Consider the following 23,030-nt stretch of genomic DNA (forward strand, 5'->3'; position numbering starts at 1 on the left):
AAGATTTAAAAGACAAGAATATGCTCGTTATAAAAAACTTGGAATCAAATGGAGACGCCCTAGAGGTAAAACCAGTAAAATGAGAAGATATGAAGCAGGAAAACCTGACATGCCAGCTATTGGTTACAGAACCCCTAGAGCTATAAGGGACTTACACCCTTCAGGGTATAATGATGTTCTTGTTCACAATATGCAAGAGTTAGAAGACTTAGACCCAGCTAACGACGCTGCAAGAATAAGCGCTTCTATCGGTAAAAGGAAAAAAGCTTTGATGTTGGAAAAAGCATCCGAGCTCGGAATTAAAGTATTAAACAAATAAATCATAATTATAAGTTGAATCAGTTCCGGGGCTTTTATTTGAATTGATTTAACTGGTTAAAATAAAAAAAGGGAATTTAGATTATATCTAAATGGAGGATTATATATATGAATCTTACAACTCAAAAAAGATTAGCTGCTAGTATCCTCAAAGTAGGTCTTAATCGTGTATGGATTGATCCAGAAAGATTAGAAGAAGTATCTATGGCTATTACTAGAGAAGGAGTAAAGCAGTTAATTAACGATGGAGCTATTAAAGCTAAACCTCAAAAAGGTATTAGTAGCTACAGATCTAAGAAAATCAAAGAACAAAAAGCAAAAGGAAAAAGAAAAGGTAGAGGTAGTATAAAAGGAGCTAAAAAAGCACGTACTCCTAAAAAGAAAGCTTGGATGACTACTATTAGGGCTTTAAGAAAAGATCTTAAAGAAATGCGTGAAGAAGAAATCATTGATGCTACAACCTATCGTAAATTATACAAAATGGCTAAGGGTGGCGCATTTAGAAGTAAATCTTACATGAGAAACTACGCCCGTGACCATGATTTAATTAAAGGAGATGAATAAACATGGCACATGGAACTAATTATAAAGTAGCATTCAGAAGAAGAAGAGAAGGAAAAACTGATTATGCAGCTAGAATGAAATTAGTTGACTACGACAAGTCACGTCTGGTTGTAAGAGTTTCTAACTCTCATGCTACTGTTCAAGTTATTGATTACGCTCCTGAAGGAGATATCACTGTTGCTTCAGCAGTAAGTAAACAATTAGCGAATTATGGTTACTTAGGGGCTACTGGAAATCTTTCAGCATTCTATTTGACTGCATATCTCTGTGCTAAAAGAGCTTTAGCAGCAGGTGTTGAAAATGCAATTTTAGACATAGGTTTAAAATCCCCAATTAAAGGTTCTAAAATATTTGCAGCATTAAAAGGTGCTGTTGATGCAGGTTTGGAAGTTCCTCACGGTGACTTCATTTTCCCGGAAGATGAACGTATCAGAGGAGAACATGTTGCTAACTATGCTGAATCTTTAGACGCTGAAGAAGTTGCTAAAAAATTCTCAAAGTATTTTGAAAGAGGTCTCAATCCTAAAGATTTACCGGAAAACTTTGAAGAAACTAAACAAAATATTGATGAGGCAGAGGTATAACTATGAGTTTTAATATTGATGAATGGGAACCTAAAACTAAAATGGGTAAATTAGTTAAAGATGGAACCATTACTGATATCGATGAAATCTTTGAAAAAGGTCTTCCAATTATGGAATTAGAAATAGTTGATGCCTTAATTCCAGATTTAGAAGAAGAAGTAATGGATGTTAACTTGGTTCAAAGGATGCATAAATCTGGTAGAAAAGTTAATTTCAGAGTAATTGTTGCCGTAGGTAACAAAAACGGTTATGTCGGATTAGGCCAAGGTAAAGCTAAAGAAGTTGGTCCGGCTATCAGAAAAGCTGTTGATAATGCAAAATACAACCTTATTAAAGTAAGAAGAGGTTGTGGAGACTGGGGTTGTGTTTGTGGAAGAGAACACACAGTACCTTTCAAAGTAACCGGTAAAACAAGCAGTGTAAGTGTTACTTTAATGCCAGCTCCTGCAGGTGTTGGTTTAGTAGTTGGAGATGTCGGTAAAACAATCCTTAAACTTGCCGGTATCCAAGACGTATGGTCACAAACTTTCGGACAGACCCAAACCACTGTTAACTTTGCAAACGCAGTATTTGATGCTTTAAAAGAATTAAGTAAAGTTAAAGCTACTGAAGCTGATCTCAAAAAGATGGGAGTTAACTACTAAATGGTGATATCATGTTTTTAGTTATTAGAGTAAGAGGAACAACCGGTGTTATTAGAAACATTGCAGAAACCTTAGAAATGTTAAGACTTAACAGAATCAGCCATGCAGTATTAGTAGAAGAAAATCCTAGTTATGAAGGAATGCTTCAAAAAGCTAAGGATTACATCACCTGGGGTGAAATCGACGCTGAATTTGTTGCAGCTATGATTGCTAAAAGAGGCAGACTCCCAGGAAATGTAAAAGTTACTGATGAGTATGTAGCTGAAAATTCTGATTATGCTAATATTGAAGAATTGGCTAAAGCTTTAGTTGAATCTAAAGTTAAATTAGCCGATGTTGGTATTAAACCTGTATTCCGTTTACACCCTCCAAGAAAAGGTTACGAAGATATCCGTTTATCTGTTAAAGAAGGTGGATCTTTAGGTTACAGGGGAGAAGAAATTAAAGATCTTGCAAAAAGAATGCTTTAAACTCAGGTGTATAAAATGATTAGAACAAAACGTAAAATTAACAAACAAAGAGGTTCTAGATCCAACGGTGGAGGATGTACCAAAAAACGCAGAGGTGCAGGTAACAAAGGTGGAAAAGGAAAAGCAGGTATGCGTAAACAACACTGGACCTGGACTGTAATCCACGACCCTGACCACTTCGGTAAACATGGTTTCAAAAGACCTCAAAAAATGATTCAAAAAATCAACGCTGTTAACTTAAATTATTTAGAAGAACATGCTGATGATTTCATTGCTCAAGGCAAAGCATCCAAAGAAGGAGATGCTATTGTCATCGATGTTACTGAATTAGGTTATGACAAAGTTTTAGCTAAAGGTAAAATCACCAAAGCTTATAAGATTTCAGCACCTCAATTCTCAGCATCTGCAATTGAGAAAATCGAAGAATTAGGAGGGGAAGCTATAATATTATAGCTTTCTTCTATTATATTAGAGGAATAAAATGTCATCTTTAGAAGTTTTAGAGCCAATTTTTAAGATTATTCCTGAAGTTAAATCTCCTGTTCACAGGGAAGATTTCAATGAAAAACTTAAATGGACTGCTCTTATTTTAGTATTATATTACTTTTTAACTCAAATTCCATTATATGGATTAGCTCCAGGAGCTATCGACAGTTTTGCTCAGTTAAGGGCAGTTATGGCTGGAAGTTTTGGTTCAATTTTAACATTGGGTATTGGTCCAATCGTTACTGCTTCTATTGTTTTGCAATTATTAGTTGGTTCAAATCTTTTAGATTTGGATCTTTCATCCCATAAAGACAAATCTCATTTCCAAGCTACTCAAAAAGTATTGTCAATTGTTTTCACAGTATTTGAAGCGGCTGTTTTAGTGCTTACCGGAAACTTAGTCCCTATCGACGGTTCATATACCGGATTATTGATTCTGCAACTTGTTTTAGGGGCATTAGTTATCATCTACCTTGATGAAGTCGTATCAAAATGGGGATTCGGTAGTGGTATTGGACTGTTCATTGCAGCAGGTGTTTGTCAGGCTATTATGGTAGGTACATTCAGTATTTTGCCAGGTACTGACGGTTTGCTCGCAGGTATCATTCCTAAATTCATCCAGCAATCCACTATGGGAATGCCAAACTTTTATAACTTAATTCCATTGCTTGCAACCATTATTGTATTTATGGTTGTTTTATACGGTGAAGCGATGAGAGTTGAAATTCCTATTTCCCACGGAAGTGTGAGAGGTCACGGAAGAATTAGAGGGTCTGTCGGTAAGTACCCATTAAAATTCGTTTACTCAAGTAACATGCCGGTTATTTTGACAAGTGCTTTACTTGTAAACGTTACATTGTTTGCAAACATTTTCCAAAAAATCGGAGTTCCTATTTTAGGACACCTGGAAAACGGTAAAGCTGTTGATGGTATCGCATGGCTTTTATCAACACCTAATTTAACCATGTTTATAACCGAGCCGATACATGTTTTAGTATATGCAGTATTCTTTATTTGCTGCTGTATGTTATTCTCATATTTATGGGTTGAAATCAGTGGTTTGAATGCTAAAAAGATTTCAGAACAACTTCATAGTTCAGGTATCCAGATACCTGGTTTTAGAAGTAGTAAACGTCAATTGTATAAGATTTTGAAAAAATATATTCCTGCACTTACCATTATAAGTGGTATTTATGTAGGACTCATTGCTTTCCTTGCGGATTTAACCGGCGCTTTGGGAGGAGGTACTGGAGTATTGCTTACAGTAGGTATTCTCCATAAGTTATATGAGGAAATGGCTGAAGAACAGCTCATGTCAGCAAATCCAATTCTCAGGAAAGTATTAGGAGGAGATTAAATCTTCTCTTATTTTTCTCTTTAATGTGAGGGATTAAAATGAAATTAGTAGTATTAACAGGGATTCCAGGTTCTGGAAGTACAACTTTATTAAACAAAGCTTTAGAGGAAGTTGATTATGTCCATTTAAATTATGGTGACATAATGACTGAAATTGCAATTAAGGAAAAAATTGTAGAGCACAGGGATGAATTAAGAAAATTGCCTGCTGAAACTCAAAAAGAGATTCAGGCTCAAGCAGCTAAAGAGATTAAAGCAAGATCTGAAAGTGATAATGTTATCGTTGATACTCATTGTACAATCAATACCCCTGCAGGATTCTTACCGGGATTACCTATTTGGGTATTGGAACAGTTACAGCCAGATCAATTTATTTTAGTTGAAGCAAATCCTGATGAAATTATTTACAGAAGACTAAATGATGACACTCGTGAAAGAGACCTTCAAAAAGCTAAGGAAATAGATTTACATCAACAAATGAACAGGGCCACTTCAATGGCATATGCCACATTAACAGGAGCTACTGTTAAGATTGTTGAAAATCATGATAATCATTTAGATTCCAATGTTAAAAAATTAGTAAATGTGTTAAATTTATAAGGGGAATGAATTATGCCAGATTTTATAGCAGCGCTTACAGGAATGGTTTATAATGCATTGAATGCTATTTTCAATCCGATTTTAGCAATAGACCCAAATCCAACCAATCCTGCATTAACAGTATTGATTATTGCATTTATTGTTTCTTTAATTACGACAATTGCAAACAAATACTTGGTTGACCAGGATGAAATGAATGAAATTCAAGCGAAAAGTAAAAAATTGACCAGTGAATTACGTGAAGCTCAAAAGAAAGGAGATGGGAAAAAGATAGCTGAACTTCAAGCTCAACAAGCTGAAATGATGCAAGAGCAAACTGCTATGATGTCCAATCAGTTCAAACCAATGTTTGTCACTTTTGTCCCGATTATTTTAATATTCTTTTGGATGAGAGCATCTGCAATCAGTAATTTAGTTATTATATTGCCTCCTTCTGTTTATTGGCTTACTTTAACTCCTGTCTGGCATTTCATTGGCAGTTTCATGTATGGCGGACAAGCTACAATCCCTTATGGTATAGGATGGTTATTATGGTATATGATTTGTACTTTCGGTATGAGTCAGATATTAAGAAAATTCTTAGGATTTAAACAAGGGTTCTAATTTAACCCTTTTTCCATACATTTATTAATAATGAAAAATAGATATTATAATATTCTATTTTGAATACGCTATTACACAATTATTTATTAAAAATTATTATAAAGGTGATTAAATGCCTGCAAATAGGTTTAGATCAAGATCATATAAAAGAGTTCACAAAAACACTCCCGGTGGGGAAAATGTTTTAAGATACAAAAAGAAAAAACCATCTAAGCATGTTTGTGCTGAATGTGGTAAAGTATTGCATGGAGTTCCTCGCGGACGTCCATATGAAATTGGAAAATTATCAAAAACAGCTAAAAGACCTAACCGTCCATTCGGAGGTTACTTATGTTCAAGCTGTGCTCGTAAACATTTCAAAAACGAGGCTAGAAAATAATGATAATTACTGTCGGCGGTTTGGCTGGAACAGGAACAACAACCACTGCTGAGTTGCTCAGCGAAAAGTTAAACATTCCTTATATCTCTGCAGGTTTTGTCTTCAGAGAAATGGCTGCGGAAAAGGGTATGAGCGTTCTTGAATTCAGCGAATTTGCTGAAGGTAATGATGATATAGATAAAGAAATTGACAAAAGGCAAGCTGAAAAAGCTAGACAGGCAGACAATCTGATTGTTGAAGGAAGACTGTCAGCATACTTTGTTGACAACGCTGATTTAAGAGTTTGGCTGGTAACCCCATTCGACGTTAGATCAAAAAGGATTTCCGATAGGGAAGAAAAATCTGTTGAAGTGGCTAAAAGCGAAATTATCATTCGTGAGGAAAGCGAAGCCTTAAGATACATGGACATTCATAATATTGACATTAGCAATATGGATATCTATGACATAATTATAAACACTGGTACTTTCAATCCTGAAAACGTATCAGAAATCATTATTCAAACATTAAAGGTGATATAAATGGCATCAATCGAAGTAGGTAGAGTATGTGTAAAAATCGCCGGTAGAGAAGCTGGCGAAAAATGTGCAATCGTTGAAATTATCGATGAAAACTATGTTGAAGTTGTCGGTGAAGCAGTCAAAAACAGAAGATGTAACATTGCTCACTTGGAACCAACTGAAGATTCCATCGACGTTTCAGGTGACATCGACTCTATTAAAGCAGCTTTAGCTGACTTATAGGTCCAAAAATGAATAATTAACCATTATTCATATCTTTTTTTTATTTACTATTTTTTTTAAGGGTTTTTTTCATGAAATTTAACATGGCAACAAAATCTAAAAGTTTCACTTCTCCGGAATTCGGCTGCAAACCGGAAGATAGGGAAATCAATGAATATATCTCTAAGGGAGTAATCAATTTAGATAAGCCATCAGGTCCTACCTCTCATGAAATAGACTCATGGGTTAAACGTATTTTAAACCTGGAAAAATCAGGACACGGCGGTACACTTGATCCTAAGGTAACAGGTATCCTTCCAGTTGGTCTTAATGACGCAACCCGTGCAATTCAACTGCTTTTGACAGCGCCGAAGGAATATGTCTGTCTTCTGACATTCCATCAGGATGTGGATGAGGAAAGAATCCGTGAGGTATTTGCCGAGTTTACAGGTAAGATTTTCCAACTGCCTCCTGTAAAATCCGCTGTAAAGCGTGAGATGAGAACCCGTAACATCTATTATTCAACAATCTATGAAATAGAAGGCCGTGATGTGCTTTTCAGAATAGGATGTGAAGCGGGAACATATGTCAGAACCTATTGCCACAATATCGGCGAGGCTTTGGGTGTAGGGGCTCACATGGCGGAGCTTAGAAGAACACAGGTAGGTTCATTCAATGAGAAAAACCATCTGGTTACCTTGCAGGACGTTACAGATGCATATCACTTCTGGAAGGAAGACGGCGATGAATCATTCCTGCGTGAAGCCATCATGCCGATGGAAAGGGCCGCCGATTACTTGCCGAAGATTGTCATTAAGGATTCTGCAGTGGATGCGGTTTGCCACGGCGCGGATTTGGCAAACGGAGGAATCGTTGAGTTGGCCGACAATATTCAAAAGAATGATTTTGTAGCAATCGAAACACTTAAAGGCGAATTGGTCGGTGCAGGAAATTCCTTGTTGACTTCCAATGAGATTTTGGAAGCCGATTCCGGATTTGCGGTTAACGTTTCCAAAGTGTTTATGAAACCGGATACCTATCCAAGGTTCTGGAAATAATATTTTTTTATAAGATAGGTGTAATATATTTCTTACATTATGAATTTAAAAAAATAACAAGTGAAGAAGCTAGAATGCTCCTCCACCTCCTCCTCCAGATCCTCCTCCGAGGCCGCCGAAGCCACCGGAATCTGAAGAGGAGTTCACTGTAGATTGTCCACTCATTATAGCATGATGCATCATGTAGTATCCTCCGTAATGATGGTACAGGAATAGGTCATCATCATGATAGTCGGATAGATTTGTTTCTTGAAGTTTCATGGCATCATAGACCTTGTCAGCTACTCCAAGAGCCGCGCCGTAAATCAGGTACTTCCTCCAGATAACTATTGATTCCGGAGGGTGTTCTTTAATTAAACTGTTGTCTTTTAGGAACTTCTTGAAGTTTTTCCATTTGAGATACATCACACGACCTTTTGGAGTCCATTGTCCGAATTTATCGTCATCCAATCTCATAATCAAAACTGAAAAGAGGATTAGGAATATTCCTCCGGCAATGGAATACATTCCTGATTTCAGTTCGGTCCATATTCCTAAAAGAGTCAGTATAACACCAACAACCAATCCTCCTACACTGAGTGCGGTAATAATGGTTGTGCCTGTGTCGTTGAACTCTTCATTGACTCTTGGTTCTATCGAATCCTTAACATTATTCTGCCAGTCATGATATTGGTCCATGAACCATTCGGCATTTGATTCATAGGATAATGTGGTATTCAGACTTGACAGATTCAGTGAATCCCCGTTTGCAAAGTAGTGCAATATGTCATACACTTGCTTTTCGTTTGATTCGAGTCCACTGGAATCGCCGTTGAATTTAATGTATAAATCATTGGTTTCAGTCTGGGTGTCAGCAACACTCTGAATACTCAAAACCTTTTTATCGATTAAATTCAGAATCGATGCTTCAAAACCATCCATATCTGGCCTTCCGATGTCTCCTGTAGCATAGATTGCATTCACCACTTCCGGAGGGTCATCGCTTGGAAGATCCCGTTCATAAATTCCATCATAGTCCACTTTCGGCTCTCTGCCGTACCGGATATATGTAATGACTGCCACAACAGGGCTTAAAATCGAAAGTAACCCTAAAACAAGGTAGGTTGTATTCCAGAAATTACGTCCGTTAATGCTGTCCTCGAGGTTTTTCATTATCATGTCCCGGCCGTTTTGGTCTACATGCTTTGCATATTGCGCATCATCAAAATCATCCAATGGCATCAAAACAAGCAGCTCATAGAAATCTCCCTTTGGAATGGATGTGGTTTTTGCAGTTATGGTATTTCCATTCAAGTCACTTGAGGCATTGAATTCCTGAGGATTTAGGAAGTATTCATTTCCCTTATCTCCCGGCAGGTTGACATTTACATTGACTGTTCCAACGCCGACATCCCATTCATCTCCCCAGAGCTTGTATTGGAGTCCGCCAACATCATTGAAAAGAGTAACTACATTTTTCATGTCGTAACTGATATAAACGGATACTCTGCAGTCCCTGATTCCACGGGTATGTGCTTCATCGGAATACAGGTAGATTTTCAGGTGCTTATATCCGCCTTCATCGCTTACCACATGGGATTCGTAAGCCCCGTCAACATCGATTTCGATATTTTCTATACTTTCTCCGGCCTTTAGGGGTATATCCCTATAAACTCCATTGAATTTTCCGTCAAAGGAATAATCGTATCTTTCATCCACATGAAGCAGGCCATTGCTTTCAACTGTAAGGTCAACGAATGCCCGATCAATGGAATAACTTCTGTCATCGTCGGCTGCAACTGCTGAAAGTGTTGAGAGTAATAGTAAAAAAAGTAAAATTATAGTAAATGTCTTTTTAACATTCATATAATTTCACCACTAGAATTCAACTTGAGGTACTGCAGTTTCACTTGCAGGAGCTTGGTAGAATTCTTCTTCTTTAAAACCAAACAATCCTGCCAATATATTGCTTGGGAATTGTTGACATGCATTATTATATTTCAACACGACATCATTATAGAATTGTCTTGCATAGGCAATCTTGTCCTCGGTATCTGTCAGGTCAGATTGCAATTGCTGGAAATTGCTGTTCGCTTTTAAATCAGGGTAGTTTTCAGCAACCGCAAACAATGTTTTCAAGGCACCGGTCAACTGGTTATCCGCAGCGCTTGTCTCTTCAATGGTTGATGCATTCATCACGCCTGTTCTTGCTTTGGTAACCTCTTCAAGAACGCCTTTTTCATGAGCTGCATAGCCTTTTACTGTTTCCACTAAGTTTGGTATTAAGTCGTTTCTTCTTTTTAGCTGAACGTCGATTTGCGCGTAGCTGTTTTTCACGCGGTTTCTGAGTCCGACCAAATTGTTGTACATATGTGCAATGGTTACAATAATTATAATTATGAGAATTACAATTACTGCTGTCAATAATAAATCCATGGTATCACCTAATTAATAGTTTAAGTTATATTTAAATATACTTTGCCATTGGCTGAAAAAAATAATAATTGTTCCATTTGTTTATTTTTTTTTAAAAATCTGATTTTTAGCAAACCTTTATATATGTTAATTTAAATATATTATCTTATCATATTATTCTAGATGGTATGATGTACAAGTATTGCTAACTATTTCAATGCCGAGATAGTCTAGCCTGGTAAGGCGCGAGACTGGAAATCTCGTGGGCGTTCAGCCCTCCTGGGTTCAAATCCCAGTCTCGGCGTTTATTAGTTTTTAACTATATTTTTTCGAATATTAAATGAAAATACTTGTTAAACTGATATTTATTGCACTCTTAGCAATCATGCTAAGTTTATAACTGTTGAAAAAAACTGTGTTTTGAAATTCAAAACATTCGAATCTATATTTTACGTCTCGTAGGTTCGCTCTATAAATGGAGGTTATTTAATGGAAGACGAATTCAAACATTTAGTACGTATTTCAAGAAAGGACGTTAATGGTAACAAAACCATTGAACATGCTTTGACTGAAATCAAAGGTGTTGGAATCTCTTTATCTAAAACTATATGTCGCGTTTTAGACTTAGATTTAGATGCAAAAATTGGATACATTGCTGACGAAGATGTTTTAAAAATTGAAGAAATTTTGGAAAACCCTCTTGACTTCGGCATTCCGGCTTGGATGTTGAACAGAAGGGAAGACTATGAAACTGGTGACAACATTCACTTAATCGAATCAGACCTTGACATGACTTTAAGGGATGATTTGAACAGAATGAAAAAGACCAGAAGTTACAAAGGTAGAAGACATGAAGTCGGTTTACCTGTTAGAGGTCAAAGAACCAAATCTACTTTCAGGAAAAGTTCTTCAGTTGGTGTAAAACGTTCAAGAGGTTAAGCAAGAGCTTTTTTTTATAGATTAAATTATCAAAATTCAATTTTATAAGGAGATGTTTTAATGGGACAACCTAGAAAATCAAGGAAAAAGTATAATACACCACCACATCCTTGGAATGCGGAAAGAATTAAAAATGAAAATAAATTAATGACTAAATACGGCTTAAAAAACAAAAAAGAAATTTGGAAAGCCGATACATTAGTTAGAAGATACAGTAGGGAAGCAAGGTATTTACTTGGTTTCGGTGCTGATCAGATGGTAAACGAAAAATTACAATTATTAGGACACTTAGCTAGAACCGGTGTTTTGCCTGAAGGTGCAGCTCTTGAAGATATCCTGGACTTAAACGTTGAAGATATCTTAAGAAGAAGATTACAAACAATTGTATACAATAAAGGTTTAGCTCGTACTCCTAAAGAAGCAAGAATGTTTGTTGTACACGGCCACATAGCTTTAAACGGTAAAAAAATCAATTCACCAAGTTATGTAGTTTTACACGGTCAAGAAGACGACATCGGATTCTATCGTTCTTCACCTGTAGCAAAACAAATTGAAGAGTACAACAGAGGCAAGGATAATAAAGCTAATACAGAGGAATAAAGGGTGTAACTATGGCAAAAGATGAAAAATGGGGTATAGCTAATATTTACTCATCATTCAATAACACTATTATTACTGTAACAGATATTACTGGTGCTGAGACCATTTCACAATGGTCCGGTGGTAAAGTTGTTCGTGCAGACAGACAACAAGCTTCACCGTTCGCAGCAATGGCTGCAGCAACTAGAATAGCTGACGATGCTAAAGAAAAAGGATTTGTTGGATTACACATTAAAGTAAGAGCTCCTGGTGGAAATGGACCTAGAAGTCCTGGACCTGGTGCACAAGCAACTATTCGTGCTTTAGCAAGAGCTGGAATAAAAATAGGAAAAATCGAAGATATTACTCCTATTCCTCACGACGGTACTGGAAGACCTGGTGGTAAAAGAGGAAGAAGAGTTTAAGCGGAAGGGTTTAAAATGGAGATAGAAGTAAGAAGTCAAAGCGATGATGAAATGATTTTCATTGTTCGCGATGCAGAAGTTCCTTTCATGAATGCTATTAGAAGGGTTGCAATGGTCAACGTTCCAAAAATAGCTATTGAAGACGTAAATATTGTCAGAAATGATTCTGCAATGTTTAATGAGGTACTTGCTCATAGACTCGGTTTAACTCCTTTAGTTTCTGATCTTGATGCTCTTGAAGGATTGTCTTTACCTGAAGATGATGATTGGGAAGAGTACAAAAACGGAATAATGTTCCAATTAAAAGAAGTAGGACCTAAAGTTGTTTATTCTAAAGATTTAATATCTTCAGACTCTCGAATTAAACCTGTATACGACACCATACCTTTAGTAAAACTCAAAGAAGGAGAAGTACTCGACATTGAAGCTGTCGCTAAAGTTGGTTACGGAAAAGAACATGCTAAATGGATGCCAACAACCGTATGTGCATACAAGCAATATCCGGAAATAACTTTCAATGAGGATGTTGAAATCGATTACGATTGTGCTCAAGCATGTCCTAGAGGTATTCTAAAATCAGATAAAAGATCTAAGAAAATCAAGATTGTTGAAGAACATGAAAACAGTCCTTTGATCGGTGTTGAAGAATGTGCCATGTGCAAAAGCTGTGTAAGAGCTTCAGACAATGGTTATATTAATGTAGGATTCCGTCCAAATGACTTTATATTTAGAATCGAAACTGATGGGGCAATGCCTCCTAAGGAAGTTTTATTAAAAGCATGTGACGTATTAGGTGAAAAAGCGGATAAGTTTATCAGATTTAGTGAAGAAGGAGGAAGTAAATAATGGTTAAGAAAGTAGTAAAAACAAATCCTAACCTTATTGAACTTATTAATAAACTTTATGAACAATCAAGAAGTACAGATGCAGCTATTTGGAAAGATGTTGCACAAAGGCTTGAAAGGTCTAACAGAAGAACCGCTGAAGTAAATCTGTCTGATATTGCAAGACATGCTGAAGCTGGCGAAACTGTTTTAGTTCCTGGTAAAGTTTTATCAAATGGTGATTTAGAAGACAAAGTAGATGTTGTAGCATTAAAATTCTCAGCTAAAGCACAGGAAAAAATTGAAGCTGCTGGCGGAGAATGCATCTCAATTGAAGAAATTATGGAAAGTAATCCTAAAGGATCAAACATAAGGATTATGGAATAGGGGATGTGTGTTATGATGATTATTGATGGAGAAGGATGCGTTTTAGGAAGATTAGCTAGTATTACTAGTAAAAATCTTTTAGAAGGCGAAGAAGTTGTAATTCTCAACGCTGAAAAAATTATGTTAACCGGTAATAGGGATTGGGCTTATGCCAAATACAAACAAAGAGTTGACAGGGCAAGTATTTCCAACCCTCGTGACTTAGGTCCTAAATATCCTAGAAGACCGGACGATATATTCAGAAGAACTGTAAGAGGAATGTTACCTTTCAAAAAATCCAAAGGTAAAACAGCATTCAAAGGCCTAAAAGCTTTTGTTGGCGTACCTGCTGAATATGCTGATGCAGAACTTACTGCAGTTCCTGAAGCAGAATACAAAGATCTTAAAAAAGGTGTAGAGTTAGGAGAAATCTCCAAACTTTTAGGAGCTACCTTTTAGATAAGTAGGTGTTATTATGGTTAAAGTTATTCATACTAGTGGAAAACGTAAAACAGCTATCGCAAGAGGTACTGTTCGTGAAGGAACCGGTAAAGTCAGAATTAACAAAGTTCCTTTAGAACTTTATTCTCCTGAGCTTGCCAAATTAAAATTACAAGAACCATTAACATTAGCAGGAGACTTAGCTAATGAAGTGGATTTCAACATCCACGTTATCGGTGGTGGAGTAATGGGTCAAGCTGAAGCTGCACGTATGGTAATTGCTAAAGGACTCGTACAATGGTCTCAAGATATGGATTTAAAAGAAAAATTCATTCAGTATGACAGAACCATGTTAGTAGGTGACCCAAGACGTTCTGAACCTAAAAAATATGGTGGTCCTGGAGCAAGAGCACGTAAACAAAAAAGTTACAGATAAACTCTGTATCTTTTATATTTTATTTAAATAAAAAAAGATGATATAAATGATTCCTATAAGATGCTTAAGTTGTGGAAAACCTGTATCCGCTTACTTCGATGAATACAATAAAAGAATCGCAGCGGGTGAAGATTCTAAAGATATTTTAGATGATTTAGGTTTAACAAGATACTGTTGTAGAAGAATGTTGATTTCTCATGTGGAAACTTGGGAATAGACTATTGTAGGGATATTTTTTAATAAAAAATATAATCTTGGTAAAATATATGCCTAAAAATGGAGTAATATTCATGGATGTTGAAAAAAAATTAACAAGGTTTGAAAAAGCTAGAATTCTCGGAGCTAGAGCAATTCAAATATCTATGGGCGCAAAACCTTTAGTGGACATTACCGACTCATTAGATCCAATTGATATAGCTTACGAAGAACTCAAAGCAGGAGTTTTACCATTAGATGTTATTAGAGATGAATAGATTAAATCTATTTTTCTCATAATTATTTAAAAAAAATAGTAAATACCAAAATAACTCTATAAAGAAACTTACTGATTTTTTCAAGATATAGGTTTTTTGGTAATAAATTGAATGGCACTGAGGTGTTTTTTTGGATAGTATAATAGAAGATGTCCAAGTCCGAAAGATTCTGGACAGCAGAGGCAATCCGACCATTGAGGTGGATGTAATCACCTGGAATGGATTTGGAAGAGCAGCTGCACCAAGTGGAGCAAGTACCGGTTCAAGAGAGGTAGTGTCCTTCCCTGAAGGAGGAGTAGACATTGTAGTAAGTGAAATGGAAGATTTAATCGCTTCCGAACTTATTGGAATGGATGCATGCGACCTTGCTACTATTGACGAAGTATTGCAGGAAATAGACGGTACTGATAATTTAGCCGCTATTGGAGGCAACACTACTGTTGCAATCTCTATGGCTGTGGCTAAAGCGGCCGCATCATCATATAACATGCCACTTTATCAATATATTGGCGGCAATTTCACTAATGAATTGCCATATCCATTGGGAAATATGATGAATGGAGGTGCTCATGCAGGTGTTAATGCTCCGGATATTCAAGAATTTTTGGTTGTTCCTATCGGAGCCACTAATATTGTTGATGCAATTTTTGCTAATGCTTCTATTCACAAAAAGTTAAAAGAATTAATCCAGTCTAAAGACTCAGCCTTTACCGGAGGTAAAGGTGATGAAGGCGGATGGGTGCCTAACATTACAAATGCCGATGCTTTGGAAATTCAGGCGCAGGCCTGCCAGGAAGTCGGTGATGAAATAGGTATTGAAATCAGGCCCGCTTTGGATATGGCAGCATCCGAACTATGGGATGCCAATGAGCAGAAATATGTTTATGCTCAAGATGGTGTCAAAAGGGATACCGGAGATCAGATTGATTTCGTAAAGGATATCATTGATACTTATAAAATGTTTTATGTAGAAGACCCATTTGATGAATCTGATTTCGAAGGATTCGCTCAATTAACTTCTAAAGTTGGAGATAAATGTCTCATCTGTGGGGACGATTTGTTCGTAACCAACAAGGAAATTTTAGCAAAAGGTATTGAAATGAATGCAGCAAATGCAATCATAATCAAACCTAATCAAATAGGCTGTTTATCTGAAACATATGCTACTGTCAAGTTAGCAAAAGAAAACGGTATCGTACCGGTTGTTTCCCACCGTTCAGGTGAAACCACCGATGATACTATTGCACATTTGGCTGTCGGTTTTTCATCTCCGATGATTAAAACTGGGGCTATTGGTGGAGAAAGGATTGCTAAATTAAATGAGCTCATTCGTATTGAAGAAAAACTTCCAAATTCAAAAATGGGAAAATTTTAAAAAGTTTTGGAGAGATAAAAATGTCAAAAGTAATTTTAGATTACGATAAATGTGACGGTGCAGACTGCGCAGAATGTGCCGATGTCTGCCCTATGGAAGTATTAGTTCTTGAAGGAGATAAAATTACAATTAATAATCCTGAAGACTGTAGTTATTGTGAAGTTTGCATGGACGTTTGTCCAAATGAATGTATTAAAATTGAAGATGATTTTTAGATTGTAGGTGAAAAAATGGTAAATGAAGAACTTTTAATAGACTTAGATAATTATTTGGCTGCTGGTTTACACATCGGTACCCAGCAAAAAACTAGTGACATGGAAAAATACATATTCAGAGTAAGATCTGACGGTTTATATGTATTGGATATTCAAAAAACTGATGAAAGAATCAGACAAATCGCAAAATTATTAGCAAAATACGACCCTGATGATATTTTAGTAGTGGCTACCCGTCAATACGGTCAGGCTCCTGTTAAAAAATTCGGTGAATTGACTGGTGCTAAAACCATTCCTGGAAGATTCATCCCAGGTACTTTAACTAACCCTAATTACGCTAAATTCATTGAACCTAAAATCATTGTTGTAACTGACCCAAGATCAGATGCACAAGCAATTTTAGAATCCAAACAAAACGGTATTCCAGTTATTGCATTATGCGATACAGAAAACTTACTCAGTTTTGTTGATATTGCAGTGCCTGTAAACAACAAAGGTAGAAAAGCTATTGCTTTAGTTTACTGGTTGCTTGCAAGACAAATCCTAAGAGAAAGAGGAGACATTCCAGAAGACGGTGACTTAGATATTGATGCTACTGAATTCGAACTTAAATTTTAAGTGAGTTAGATGTTAAGACAACCTGCTGTAGCTGGAGCATTTTATCCAGATAATCCTGAAAACTTAAGAAAACTTATTGAAAGTTGTTTTCTAGATGATGCCGGCGTTGGCTACCTGCCAAAGCTCAATTCATCTGAAGATGAAGATTATCCTATAAATATCATGGTTCCTCATGCAGGTTATCAATATTCTGGTGCAATAGCCTCAAGGGGTTATTGCGAAATCGTTGAAAATGGTTTTCCTGAAGTTTTCATTATCATAAGTCCCAACCATACTGGATTAGGTAGTGAGATTTCTGTATTTAACGAAGGCGAATGGATAACTCCTCTCGGAAGTGTTGAGGTGGATAGGGAATTTGCCCAGGCAATCATTGAATCTTCAGATATTGCTTCAGCAGATTTCACAGCCCACATTCGCGAACACAGCATAGAAGTTCAACTGCCATTCCTGCAATATTTTTCCAATGACTTTAAAATCGTTCCGATTACAATGGGAAGGCAAACATTTGTCACATCAAATGATTTGTCAAATGCAATTTTTGAAGCGGCAAATAAGTTAGATAAATCCTATTGTGTTATTGCAAGCACTGATTTGTCTCATTTCAATAATCAGGAGAAAGCAAATAAGGTTGACGGTTTTGTTTTGGAAGATATTGAGGAAATGAATGAATTTAAACTTTTTGAAGAAGTTGTTCAATATAATATTACAATGTGTGGTTACGGTCCGGTCATGGCAACCATGTCCCTTTCCAAAAGATGCGGAAAGAACACAAGTGAGATATTGGCCTATGGAACCAGCGGGGACGTTACCGGGGATTTCACCTCTGTAGTAGGTTACGCTTCAGGAATTTTTAAGTAAGGTGTATTTATGATTGCAAAGGCCTCCGCTCCGGCAAAAACAATATTGTTTGGCGAACATTCTGTAGTCTATGGCGAACCAGCCATAGCGGGTGCAGTAAATAAAAGGGCTTATGTAACTATCAAGCCATCAGAAAGTGATGCTACCATATTCAGAGCTCCGGACATAGGTTTTGAAGCGGAGTTGATCACTCCTCAAAGAAAATATATTTTACTTAAGGGAAAGCCAGGAATTATTAGATATATTTTAGAGTCTCTTTATAGAGTTCATGACCATACGCCAATTGACATCACATTAAATTCGAATGTTCCAATTGGTTCGGGACTCGGTTCATCAGCAGCTGTAACAGTAGCCACTCTTGCGGCATTATACAGATATCATAATATTCGTTTTAACAAACAATCCCTTGCACATGATGCACATATGGTTGAACAGGCAGTTCAGGGGGTTGCAAGTCCGTTAGATACATTAGTTTCAACTTATGGAGGGCTTGTTTATTTGTCAAGAAATAAGAAAGTGGAGCATTTCAATGTTAAGTTCAATGCTCCGTTTGTTGTAGGTTACACCACTAAACACGGCAACACCGGCAAAATGGTTAAGGATGTTAGAAACCGCAGAGACAGAAATCCGAAAATCATCAATCCTGTCATCACTGCAATGGGCAATTTAACTAATTATGCAAAACAAGCCGTTCTAAAAGAGGATTATGATAAAATAGGAGAGTTAATGAATATTAACCATGGATTTTTAGATGTTTTGGGCGTCAACACTTTAGAACTGTCCAGAATGGTATATAATGCAAGGGAAGCAGGTGCAATTGGAGCTAAAACCACCGGGGCCGGTGGCGGAGGAAGCATTATTGCGCTTTGTCCTGGAAAAGTTGATGAAGTGGCTAAAGCTATTGACCATGATGATAATATTTTGAAAGTTAAGTTTACTCGAAAAGGAGTTTCTTCAAGGGTTTTCAAGTGATTTAATGATTATTTTAAAAATTGGCGGTAGCATATTGACCAATAAGGATTCAAAGATAAGTGAAGTTGATGCTGCCAGTCTTAATAGAATCGCATCTGAAATAAAGGCTTCAATGGACAATTCGCCAAAACAGTTAGTGATTGTTCATGGCGCAGGTTCATTCGGACATCCTCCGGCAAAAAAACATAAAATCGGTGAGGAATTTGATGAATCTGAATATCCTCAAAAAAGATTGGGGTTCTGCGAAATTCAAAATGAAGTTAAAAAACTGAACATGTTCATCTGCGAAGCTTTTATTAAAGAGGGTTTGCCAGCCATTGCAGTTCCGGCTTCCAGTTTTATAACCGCAACCGATAAAAGGATAACTGAAGGAAATCTTGATTTATTCAAGAATTATTTGGCTAAAGGTTTCATTCCTGTAATTTATGGGGATGTGGTTCTTGATAATGAACTGGAATTTTGCGTAATCTCCGGCGACCAGTTAATCCAGTATCTGGCAATAAACCTCAATCCGGATAAGGTAATTCTGGGAACGGATGTTGACGGGGTTTATGATAAGAATCCCAAAACACATGATGATGCGCAATTTTTCGACAAGTTCACATCACTTAAGGATTTGGATATTCTGGAAGGAACAACCAATGTTGATGTAACCGGAGGCATGGTCGGAAAGATTAAGGAACTTTTATTTTTAGCGGATTTAGGAATTGAATCTAAGATAATAAATGCTGAAGTTAAAGACAATATTTTCAAAGTACTAGAAAACGAGAAAGTTAAGGGAACAATAATTTCAAGGGGAAATTAAACATGATTTCAGATAGAAAATTAGAGCATTTATTAATTTGTGAAAATTATGATGTAGAGTTTAAGGATAAGACTACAGGATTTGAAGACATTGAATTGATTCATAATGTTTTGCCTGAAATTGATAAGAATGAAATAGATTTATCAACTTCAGTTTTCGGTAAGAAGTTAGACTCACCTTTATTTATTACAGCTATTACAGGAGGCCACCCTGCAGCTAAAGAAGTAAACAAACAATTGGCAATTGCTGCGGAAAATAATGGAATTGCTTTGGGAGTAGGATCTCAAAGGGCAGCTTGCGAACATCCTGAACTTGCAGACACATACACTGTTGTTCGTGAAAATGCACCTGATTGTTTGCTTGTCGGCAACATTGGCGCTCCACAATTAAACTTGGCTCAAAAAGCGGTTGAAATATTGGATGCCGATATACTCGCAATTCACCTAAATCCTCTGCAGGAATCAATACAGCCTGAAGGTGATTTGGATGCAAGAGGATACACAGAATTGATTTCACAAATCACTGAAAATGTCGATATTCCGGTTCTTGCAAAAGAAACAGGTTGCGGAATCTCTGCCGAATCCGCCAAAATACTGGTTGATGCGGGTGTGGACTTTATTGACATTGAAGGTGCCGGCGGAACCAGTTGGGCTGCTGTTGAAACATACAGGGCTGAAGACAGGTATTTGGGAGAAATATTCTGGGATTGGGGCATTCCTACCGCAGTTTCCACAGTGGAAGTAACAAATGCGGTTAATGTTCCGGTTATTTCATCAGGAGGCATTCGTACAGGCCTAGAAGCTGCTAAAGCCATTGCCCTTGGAGCGGATGCTGTAGGCATGGCATTACCATTCTTAAAAAATCACGCTTCTCAAGAAGATTTAAACACATTTATTAATAGATTTAATGACTCACTAAGAATTGCTATGTTTTTAGTTGGAGCAAACAATATTGAAGAATTGAAACAGTCTAATTTAGTTATTCGCGGAAAAACAAGGGAATGGCTAAATGAGAGAGGTATAAACACAAAGAGTTATTCAAGGAGATGAAACATGAGCGTTGAAGTAATCGCTATAGGAGGATATCAAGAAGTCGGGAAAAACATGACTGCTGTCCGCATAGATGATGATGTTGTTATTTTTGATATGGGCATTCATCTGGATAGGATCAGTATGCACGAGGACACTGATATCGACAGAATGCATAGTTTAGACTTAATCGAAAGGGGAGTAATTCCGGACGATACATTGATGAAGGATGTCGATGGAAAAGTGAAAGGAATCGTATTCTCTCACGGGCACCTTGACCACATCGGTGCCGTTGCTAAACTGGCACACAGATATGATGCACCACTTATTGGAACACCATATACTGCTGCATTAATTGAAAAACAAATCAAAGGGGAACGCAAATTTAAAGTGGAAAATCCAATCAAAGTATTGAATCCGGGAAGTAAAGTAAAACTTTCAAAAGACATTACTTTAGAATTTGTACAGTCAACACACAGTATTCCTCAGGCGGTTTTCCCAGTATTGCATACTCCTGAAGGAGTTATAGTATATGCTTTGGATTTCAAATTCGATAACCATCAAAAAGTATCTCCGCCACCTGACTATAACCGACTAAGGGAATTGGGCAGGAAAGGAGTTCTTGCATTAATCGTTGAAACAACCAATGCAATAAACTACAATGAAGTCAAGACCCATTCAGAAAGAATCGCAAGAAATATACTGGAAGATGTGATGAAAGGGCCATTGAATGAAAAGACAGGCATGATTGTCACCACATTCTCATCTCATGTAGAACGTGTACAGGCAATCGCGGACATCGCTAAAAAAAGCCACAGGGAAATATTCTTCTTAGGCCGTTCAATGGAGAGATTCTGCGGTATTGCACAGAAATTGGGTATCCTGAAGTTACCTGAAAATGCAAGCATTTACGGATCTCCAAAAGCAGTCAACAGGGCTTTGATGAAAGCCGATGAGGATCGTGCAAATTACTTGCTTGTAACAACCGGTCACCAAGGGGAACCTGATGCATTGCTTCCGAGAATTGCAAATGGCAGAACCCCATTCAATATCAAAAAAGGAGACAATATTATTATTTCAGCACCTATCATTCCGAATCCAACCAATGCAGCCAACAGGCACATTATGGAAAGGAGATTAAAAGTTAAAGGTGCAAGAATCTATCCTAATGCTCATGTTTCCGGACACGCTGGAAGAGAAGACCACAGGGAATTCTTACGTATGCTGAAACCACAGCATATCATACCTGCGCACGGAGACTTATCAATGCTTTCGGCTTATGCTGAGCTTGCTGAAGAGGAAGGTTATAGAATAGGATATGATATTCATATTTTGAGAAATGCTCAAGCACAAGTTTTTAGAAGTTAAGGAGGAAAATTTATGAGTGATGTAAAAGAAGTGCTCGGAAATTATTCTGCAGACATTACAAGAACAATAGAAGAAGAGTTATCCGCCATTACTCCAGATAATTTATCTGAAGCATCAGTTTATCTAACTCGTGCCGGCGGAAAGATGCTAAGGCCTGCTTTAACATTAATCACCGCTGAAGCTGTTGGCGGGAAACGCGAATCCGCTCTTAAAGCAGGTGCGGCTATTGAATTAATCCATACATTTTCATTGATTCATGACGATATCATGGACCAGGATGATATGAGAAGGGGAATGCCGTCAGTCCACAAGGTTTGGGGTGATGATGTTGCCATTCTTGCAGGAGACACATTATTTTCAAAGGCGTTCGAAATCATCATAGGTTCTGAAGGAACCAGCTCTGATCAAAACAATAAAGCGTTAGCTACCGTAGCCGATGCATGCGTTAAAATCTGTGAAGGTCAGGCATTGGACATGGGCTTTGAGGAAAGGTTCGATGTAACTGAAGATGAGTACATGGAAATGATTTTCAAAAAAACTGGTGCATTGATTGCAGCAGCTACAAAAGCCGGAGCCATTATGGGCGGAGCCAGTGATGAAGTGATTGATGCAATGTATGAATATGGCCGTTTGATTGGTCTTGCTTTCCAGATTCAGGATGACTATCTTGATTTGGCTTCTGATGAGGAAACATTAGGTAAACCGATAGGTTCCGATATAGGCAAGGGTAAGATGACCATCATTGCAATTAAGGGTTTGGCCAGCGTTGATGATGGAAGATTGCTTGAAATCTTAAAAGCTGATAATAATTCTCAAGATGAGATAGATGAAGCGATTGAAATTTTAACAAATTGTGGTGCCATCGAATATGCTCACAATTTGGCACAAGAATCTGTGCTAAAAGCAAAAGAAGTACTCGAAATATTGGATGATTCTTCATCTAAACAGATACTTTCTGACATTGCAGATTTTGTACTTGAGAGAAGCGCATAATTTCTCTCTCAATTTTCTCTTTTTTTAAAAAAATTAGAAGAAAAGAAATATTAGATTACTTTTCTTAGCAGTACGCTTGTATTGTTTGAATTTCCTATTGGAAGCAACATGACCTCTTTATGGAATCCTCTGAGAAT

33 protein-coding genes and 1 tRNA gene are annotated in these 23,030 nt (G+C 37.1%); 32 read left to right on the forward strand and 2 right to left on the reverse strand.

Annotated features, from left to right (window positions below; genetic code table 11):
- The 13 genes from IJF99_RS04120 to IJF99_RS04180 form a co-directional block, all read left to right on the forward strand.
- On the forward strand, positions 1-319 hold a 319-nt coding region (locus IJF99_RS04120), incomplete at its 5' end, for a 50S ribosomal protein L32e (RefSeq protein ID WP_292792371.1).
- 107 nt (positions 320-426) lie between these two features.
- On the forward strand, positions 427-882 hold the full coding sequence (locus IJF99_RS04125) for a 50S ribosomal protein L19e (RefSeq protein WP_292792373.1): 456 nt from the start codon (positions 427-429) through the stop codon (positions 880-882).
- 2 nt (positions 883-884) lie between these two features.
- A complete protein-coding gene (locus tag IJF99_RS04130; RefSeq protein WP_292792374.1) occupies positions 885-1,466 on the forward strand; it encodes a 50S ribosomal protein L18 in 582 nt (193 codons plus the stop codon).
- Positions 1,467-1,468: 2 nt separating this feature from the next.
- On the forward strand, positions 1,469-2,110 hold the full coding sequence (gene rpsE, locus IJF99_RS04135; protein ID WP_292792375.1) for a 30S ribosomal protein S5: 642 nt from the start codon (positions 1,469-1,471) through the stop codon (positions 2,108-2,110).
- 11 nt (positions 2,111-2,121) lie between these two features.
- The gene (locus IJF99_RS04140; RefSeq protein WP_292792377.1) at positions 2,122-2,580 is read left to right on the forward strand and encodes a 50S ribosomal protein L30; all 459 of its coding nucleotides are present in this window, start codon (positions 2,122-2,124) and stop codon (positions 2,578-2,580) included.
- Positions 2,581-2,595: 15 nt separating this feature from the next.
- Positions 2,596-3,033, forward strand: coding sequence for an uL15m family ribosomal protein (locus IJF99_RS04145; RefSeq protein WP_292792379.1), 438 nt, complete (start codon positions 2,596-2,598; stop codon positions 3,031-3,033).
- Between the two features lie 28 nt (positions 3,034-3,061).
- Positions 3,062-4,423 carry a preprotein translocase subunit SecY gene (secY, locus tag IJF99_RS04150; protein WP_292792381.1) on the forward strand — a complete coding sequence of 454 codons (1,362 nt, stop codon included), beginning with the start codon at positions 3,062-3,064 and terminating at the stop codon, positions 4,421-4,423.
- A 38-nt stretch (positions 4,424-4,461) separates the two neighbouring features.
- Positions 4,462-5,022 (forward strand): adenylate kinase, encoded by a 561-nt coding sequence (locus tag IJF99_RS04155; protein WP_292792383.1) that lies wholly within the window; start codon positions 4,462-4,464, stop codon positions 5,020-5,022.
- 12 nt (positions 5,023-5,034) lie between these two features.
- Positions 5,035-5,625 carry an EMC3/TMCO1 family protein gene (locus tag IJF99_RS04160; protein ID WP_292792385.1) on the forward strand — a complete coding sequence of 197 codons (591 nt, stop codon included), beginning with the start codon at positions 5,035-5,037 and terminating at the stop codon, positions 5,623-5,625.
- 112 nt (positions 5,626-5,737) lie between these two features.
- The gene (locus tag IJF99_RS04165; protein ID WP_292746777.1) at positions 5,738-6,004 is read left to right on the forward strand and encodes a 50S ribosomal protein L34e; all 267 of its coding nucleotides are present in this window, start codon (positions 5,738-5,740) and stop codon (positions 6,002-6,004) included.
- Positions 6,004-6,525, forward strand: a complete 522-nt coding sequence (gene cmk, locus IJF99_RS04170; RefSeq protein WP_292792387.1) for a (d)CMP kinase — start codon at positions 6,004-6,006, stop codon at positions 6,523-6,525. Before IJF99_RS04165 ends, cmk begins: the two co-directional genes overlap by 1 nt.
- Positions 6,526-6,747 (forward strand): 50S ribosomal protein L14e, encoded by a 222-nt coding sequence (locus IJF99_RS04175; protein WP_292746772.1) that lies wholly within the window; start codon positions 6,526-6,528, stop codon positions 6,745-6,747.
- 71 nt (positions 6,748-6,818) lie between these two features.
- The gene (locus tag IJF99_RS04180) at positions 6,819-7,784 is read left to right on the forward strand and encodes an RNA-guided pseudouridylation complex pseudouridine synthase subunit Cbf5 (protein WP_292792389.1); all 966 of its coding nucleotides are present in this window, start codon (positions 6,819-6,821) and stop codon (positions 7,782-7,784) included.
- Between the two features lie 69 nt (positions 7,785-7,853).
- On the opposite strand, the gene IJF99_RS04185 is transcribed toward IJF99_RS04180, so the two are convergent.
- Positions 7,854-9,629: a DUF2207 domain-containing protein gene (locus tag IJF99_RS04185; RefSeq protein ID WP_292792391.1), complete on the reverse strand. Its 1,776-nt coding sequence runs from the start codon at positions 9,627-9,629 to the stop codon at positions 7,854-7,856.
- Between the two features lie 12 nt (positions 9,630-9,641).
- Complete coding sequence (locus tag IJF99_RS04190; RefSeq protein WP_292792393.1) at positions 9,642-10,199, reverse strand: LemA family protein; 558 nt, start codon at positions 10,197-10,199, stop codon at positions 9,642-9,644.
- 198 nt (positions 10,200-10,397) lie between these two features.
- On the opposite strand from IJF99_RS04190, the gene IJF99_RS04195 reads away from it, so the two are divergent.
- The 19 genes from IJF99_RS04195 to idsA all read left to right on the forward strand — a co-directional run bounded on the left by IJF99_RS04195 (position 10,398) and on the right by idsA (position 22,893).
- Positions 10,398-10,482, forward strand: a tRNA-Ser gene (locus IJF99_RS04195).
- Positions 10,483-10,667: 185 nt separating this feature from the next.
- Positions 10,668-11,117: a 30S ribosomal protein S13 gene (locus IJF99_RS04200; protein ID WP_292792395.1), complete on the forward strand. Its 450-nt coding sequence runs from the start codon at positions 10,668-10,670 to the stop codon at positions 11,115-11,117.
- 60 nt (positions 11,118-11,177) lie between these two features.
- The gene (locus IJF99_RS04205) at positions 11,178-11,717 is read left to right on the forward strand and encodes a 30S ribosomal protein S4 (RefSeq protein ID WP_292792397.1); all 540 of its coding nucleotides are present in this window, start codon (positions 11,178-11,180) and stop codon (positions 11,715-11,717) included.
- A gap of 11 nt (positions 11,718-11,728) precedes the next feature.
- Positions 11,729-12,121 carry a 30S ribosomal protein S11 gene (locus IJF99_RS04210; protein ID WP_069574667.1) on the forward strand — a complete coding sequence of 131 codons (393 nt, stop codon included), beginning with the start codon at positions 11,729-11,731 and terminating at the stop codon, positions 12,119-12,121.
- 15 nt (positions 12,122-12,136) lie between these two features.
- Positions 12,137-12,967: a DNA-directed RNA polymerase subunit D gene (locus tag IJF99_RS04215; RefSeq protein ID WP_292792399.1), complete on the forward strand. Its 831-nt coding sequence runs from the start codon at positions 12,137-12,139 to the stop codon at positions 12,965-12,967.
- Complete coding sequence (locus tag IJF99_RS04220; protein WP_292792401.1) at positions 12,967-13,332, forward strand: 50S ribosomal protein L18e; 366 nt, start codon at positions 12,967-12,969, stop codon at positions 13,330-13,332. Before IJF99_RS04215 ends, IJF99_RS04220 begins: the two co-directional genes overlap by 1 nt.
- 15 nt (positions 13,333-13,347) lie before the next feature.
- Positions 13,348-13,770, forward strand: coding sequence for a 50S ribosomal protein L13 (locus IJF99_RS04225; RefSeq protein WP_292792425.1), 423 nt, complete (start codon positions 13,348-13,350; stop codon positions 13,768-13,770).
- A gap of 16 nt (positions 13,771-13,786) precedes the next feature.
- Entirely contained in the window at positions 13,787-14,188 is a 402-nt protein-coding gene (locus IJF99_RS04230) for a 30S ribosomal protein S9 (protein ID WP_292792403.1), read from the forward strand.
- 46 nt (positions 14,189-14,234) lie between these two features.
- Entirely contained in the window at positions 14,235-14,405 is a 171-nt protein-coding gene (locus IJF99_RS04235) for a DNA-directed RNA polymerase subunit N (protein ID WP_292792405.1), read from the forward strand.
- 73 nt (positions 14,406-14,478) lie between these two features.
- On the forward strand, positions 14,479-14,661 hold the full coding sequence (locus tag IJF99_RS04240; RefSeq protein ID WP_292792407.1) for a DNA-directed RNA polymerase subunit K: 183 nt from the start codon (positions 14,479-14,481) through the stop codon (positions 14,659-14,661).
- Positions 14,662-14,791: 130 nt separating this feature from the next.
- Positions 14,792-16,036, forward strand: a complete 1,245-nt coding sequence (gene eno / locus IJF99_RS04245; protein WP_292792409.1) for a phosphopyruvate hydratase — start codon at positions 14,792-14,794, stop codon at positions 16,034-16,036.
- A 20-nt stretch (positions 16,037-16,056) separates the two neighbouring features.
- On the forward strand, positions 16,057-16,251 hold the full coding sequence (locus IJF99_RS04250; protein WP_292604242.1) for a 4Fe-4S binding protein: 195 nt from the start codon (positions 16,057-16,059) through the stop codon (positions 16,249-16,251).
- Positions 16,252-16,266: 15 nt separating this feature from the next.
- Positions 16,267-16,869, forward strand: coding sequence for a 30S ribosomal protein S2 (gene rpsB / locus IJF99_RS04255; RefSeq protein ID WP_292792411.1), 603 nt, complete (start codon positions 16,267-16,269; stop codon positions 16,867-16,869).
- Positions 16,870-16,878: 9 nt separating this feature from the next.
- Positions 16,879-17,727 carry an MEMO1 family protein gene (locus tag IJF99_RS04260; protein ID WP_292792413.1) on the forward strand — a complete coding sequence of 283 codons (849 nt, stop codon included), beginning with the start codon at positions 16,879-16,881 and terminating at the stop codon, positions 17,725-17,727.
- 9 nt (positions 17,728-17,736) lie between these two features.
- Complete coding sequence (gene mvk / locus IJF99_RS04265; RefSeq protein WP_292792415.1) at positions 17,737-18,699, forward strand: mevalonate kinase; 963 nt, start codon at positions 17,737-17,739, stop codon at positions 18,697-18,699.
- 4 nt (positions 18,700-18,703) lie between these two features.
- The gene (locus IJF99_RS04270) at positions 18,704-19,504 is read left to right on the forward strand and encodes an isopentenyl phosphate kinase (protein ID WP_292792417.1); all 801 of its coding nucleotides are present in this window, start codon (positions 18,704-18,706) and stop codon (positions 19,502-19,504) included.
- Between the two features lie 2 nt (positions 19,505-19,506).
- On the forward strand, positions 19,507-20,553 hold the full coding sequence (gene fni / locus IJF99_RS04275) for a type 2 isopentenyl-diphosphate Delta-isomerase (RefSeq protein WP_292792419.1): 1,047 nt from the start codon (positions 19,507-19,509) through the stop codon (positions 20,551-20,553).
- A gap of 3 nt (positions 20,554-20,556) precedes the next feature.
- Positions 20,557-21,900 (forward strand): RNase J family beta-CASP ribonuclease, encoded by a 1,344-nt coding sequence (locus IJF99_RS04280; RefSeq protein ID WP_292792421.1) that lies wholly within the window; start codon positions 20,557-20,559, stop codon positions 21,898-21,900.
- Positions 21,901-21,912: 12 nt separating this feature from the next.
- A complete protein-coding gene (gene idsA / locus IJF99_RS04285) occupies positions 21,913-22,893 on the forward strand; it encodes a short chain isoprenyl diphosphate synthase IdsA (RefSeq protein WP_292792423.1) in 981 nt (326 codons plus the stop codon).
- The last annotated feature ends 137 nt before the right edge of the window (positions 22,894-23,030 follow it).

Origin of the sequence: Methanobrevibacter sp. (assembly GCF_017406825.1) — an archaeon.
GTDB lineage: Archaea > Methanobacteriota > Methanobacteria > Methanobacteriales > Methanobacteriaceae > Methanocatella.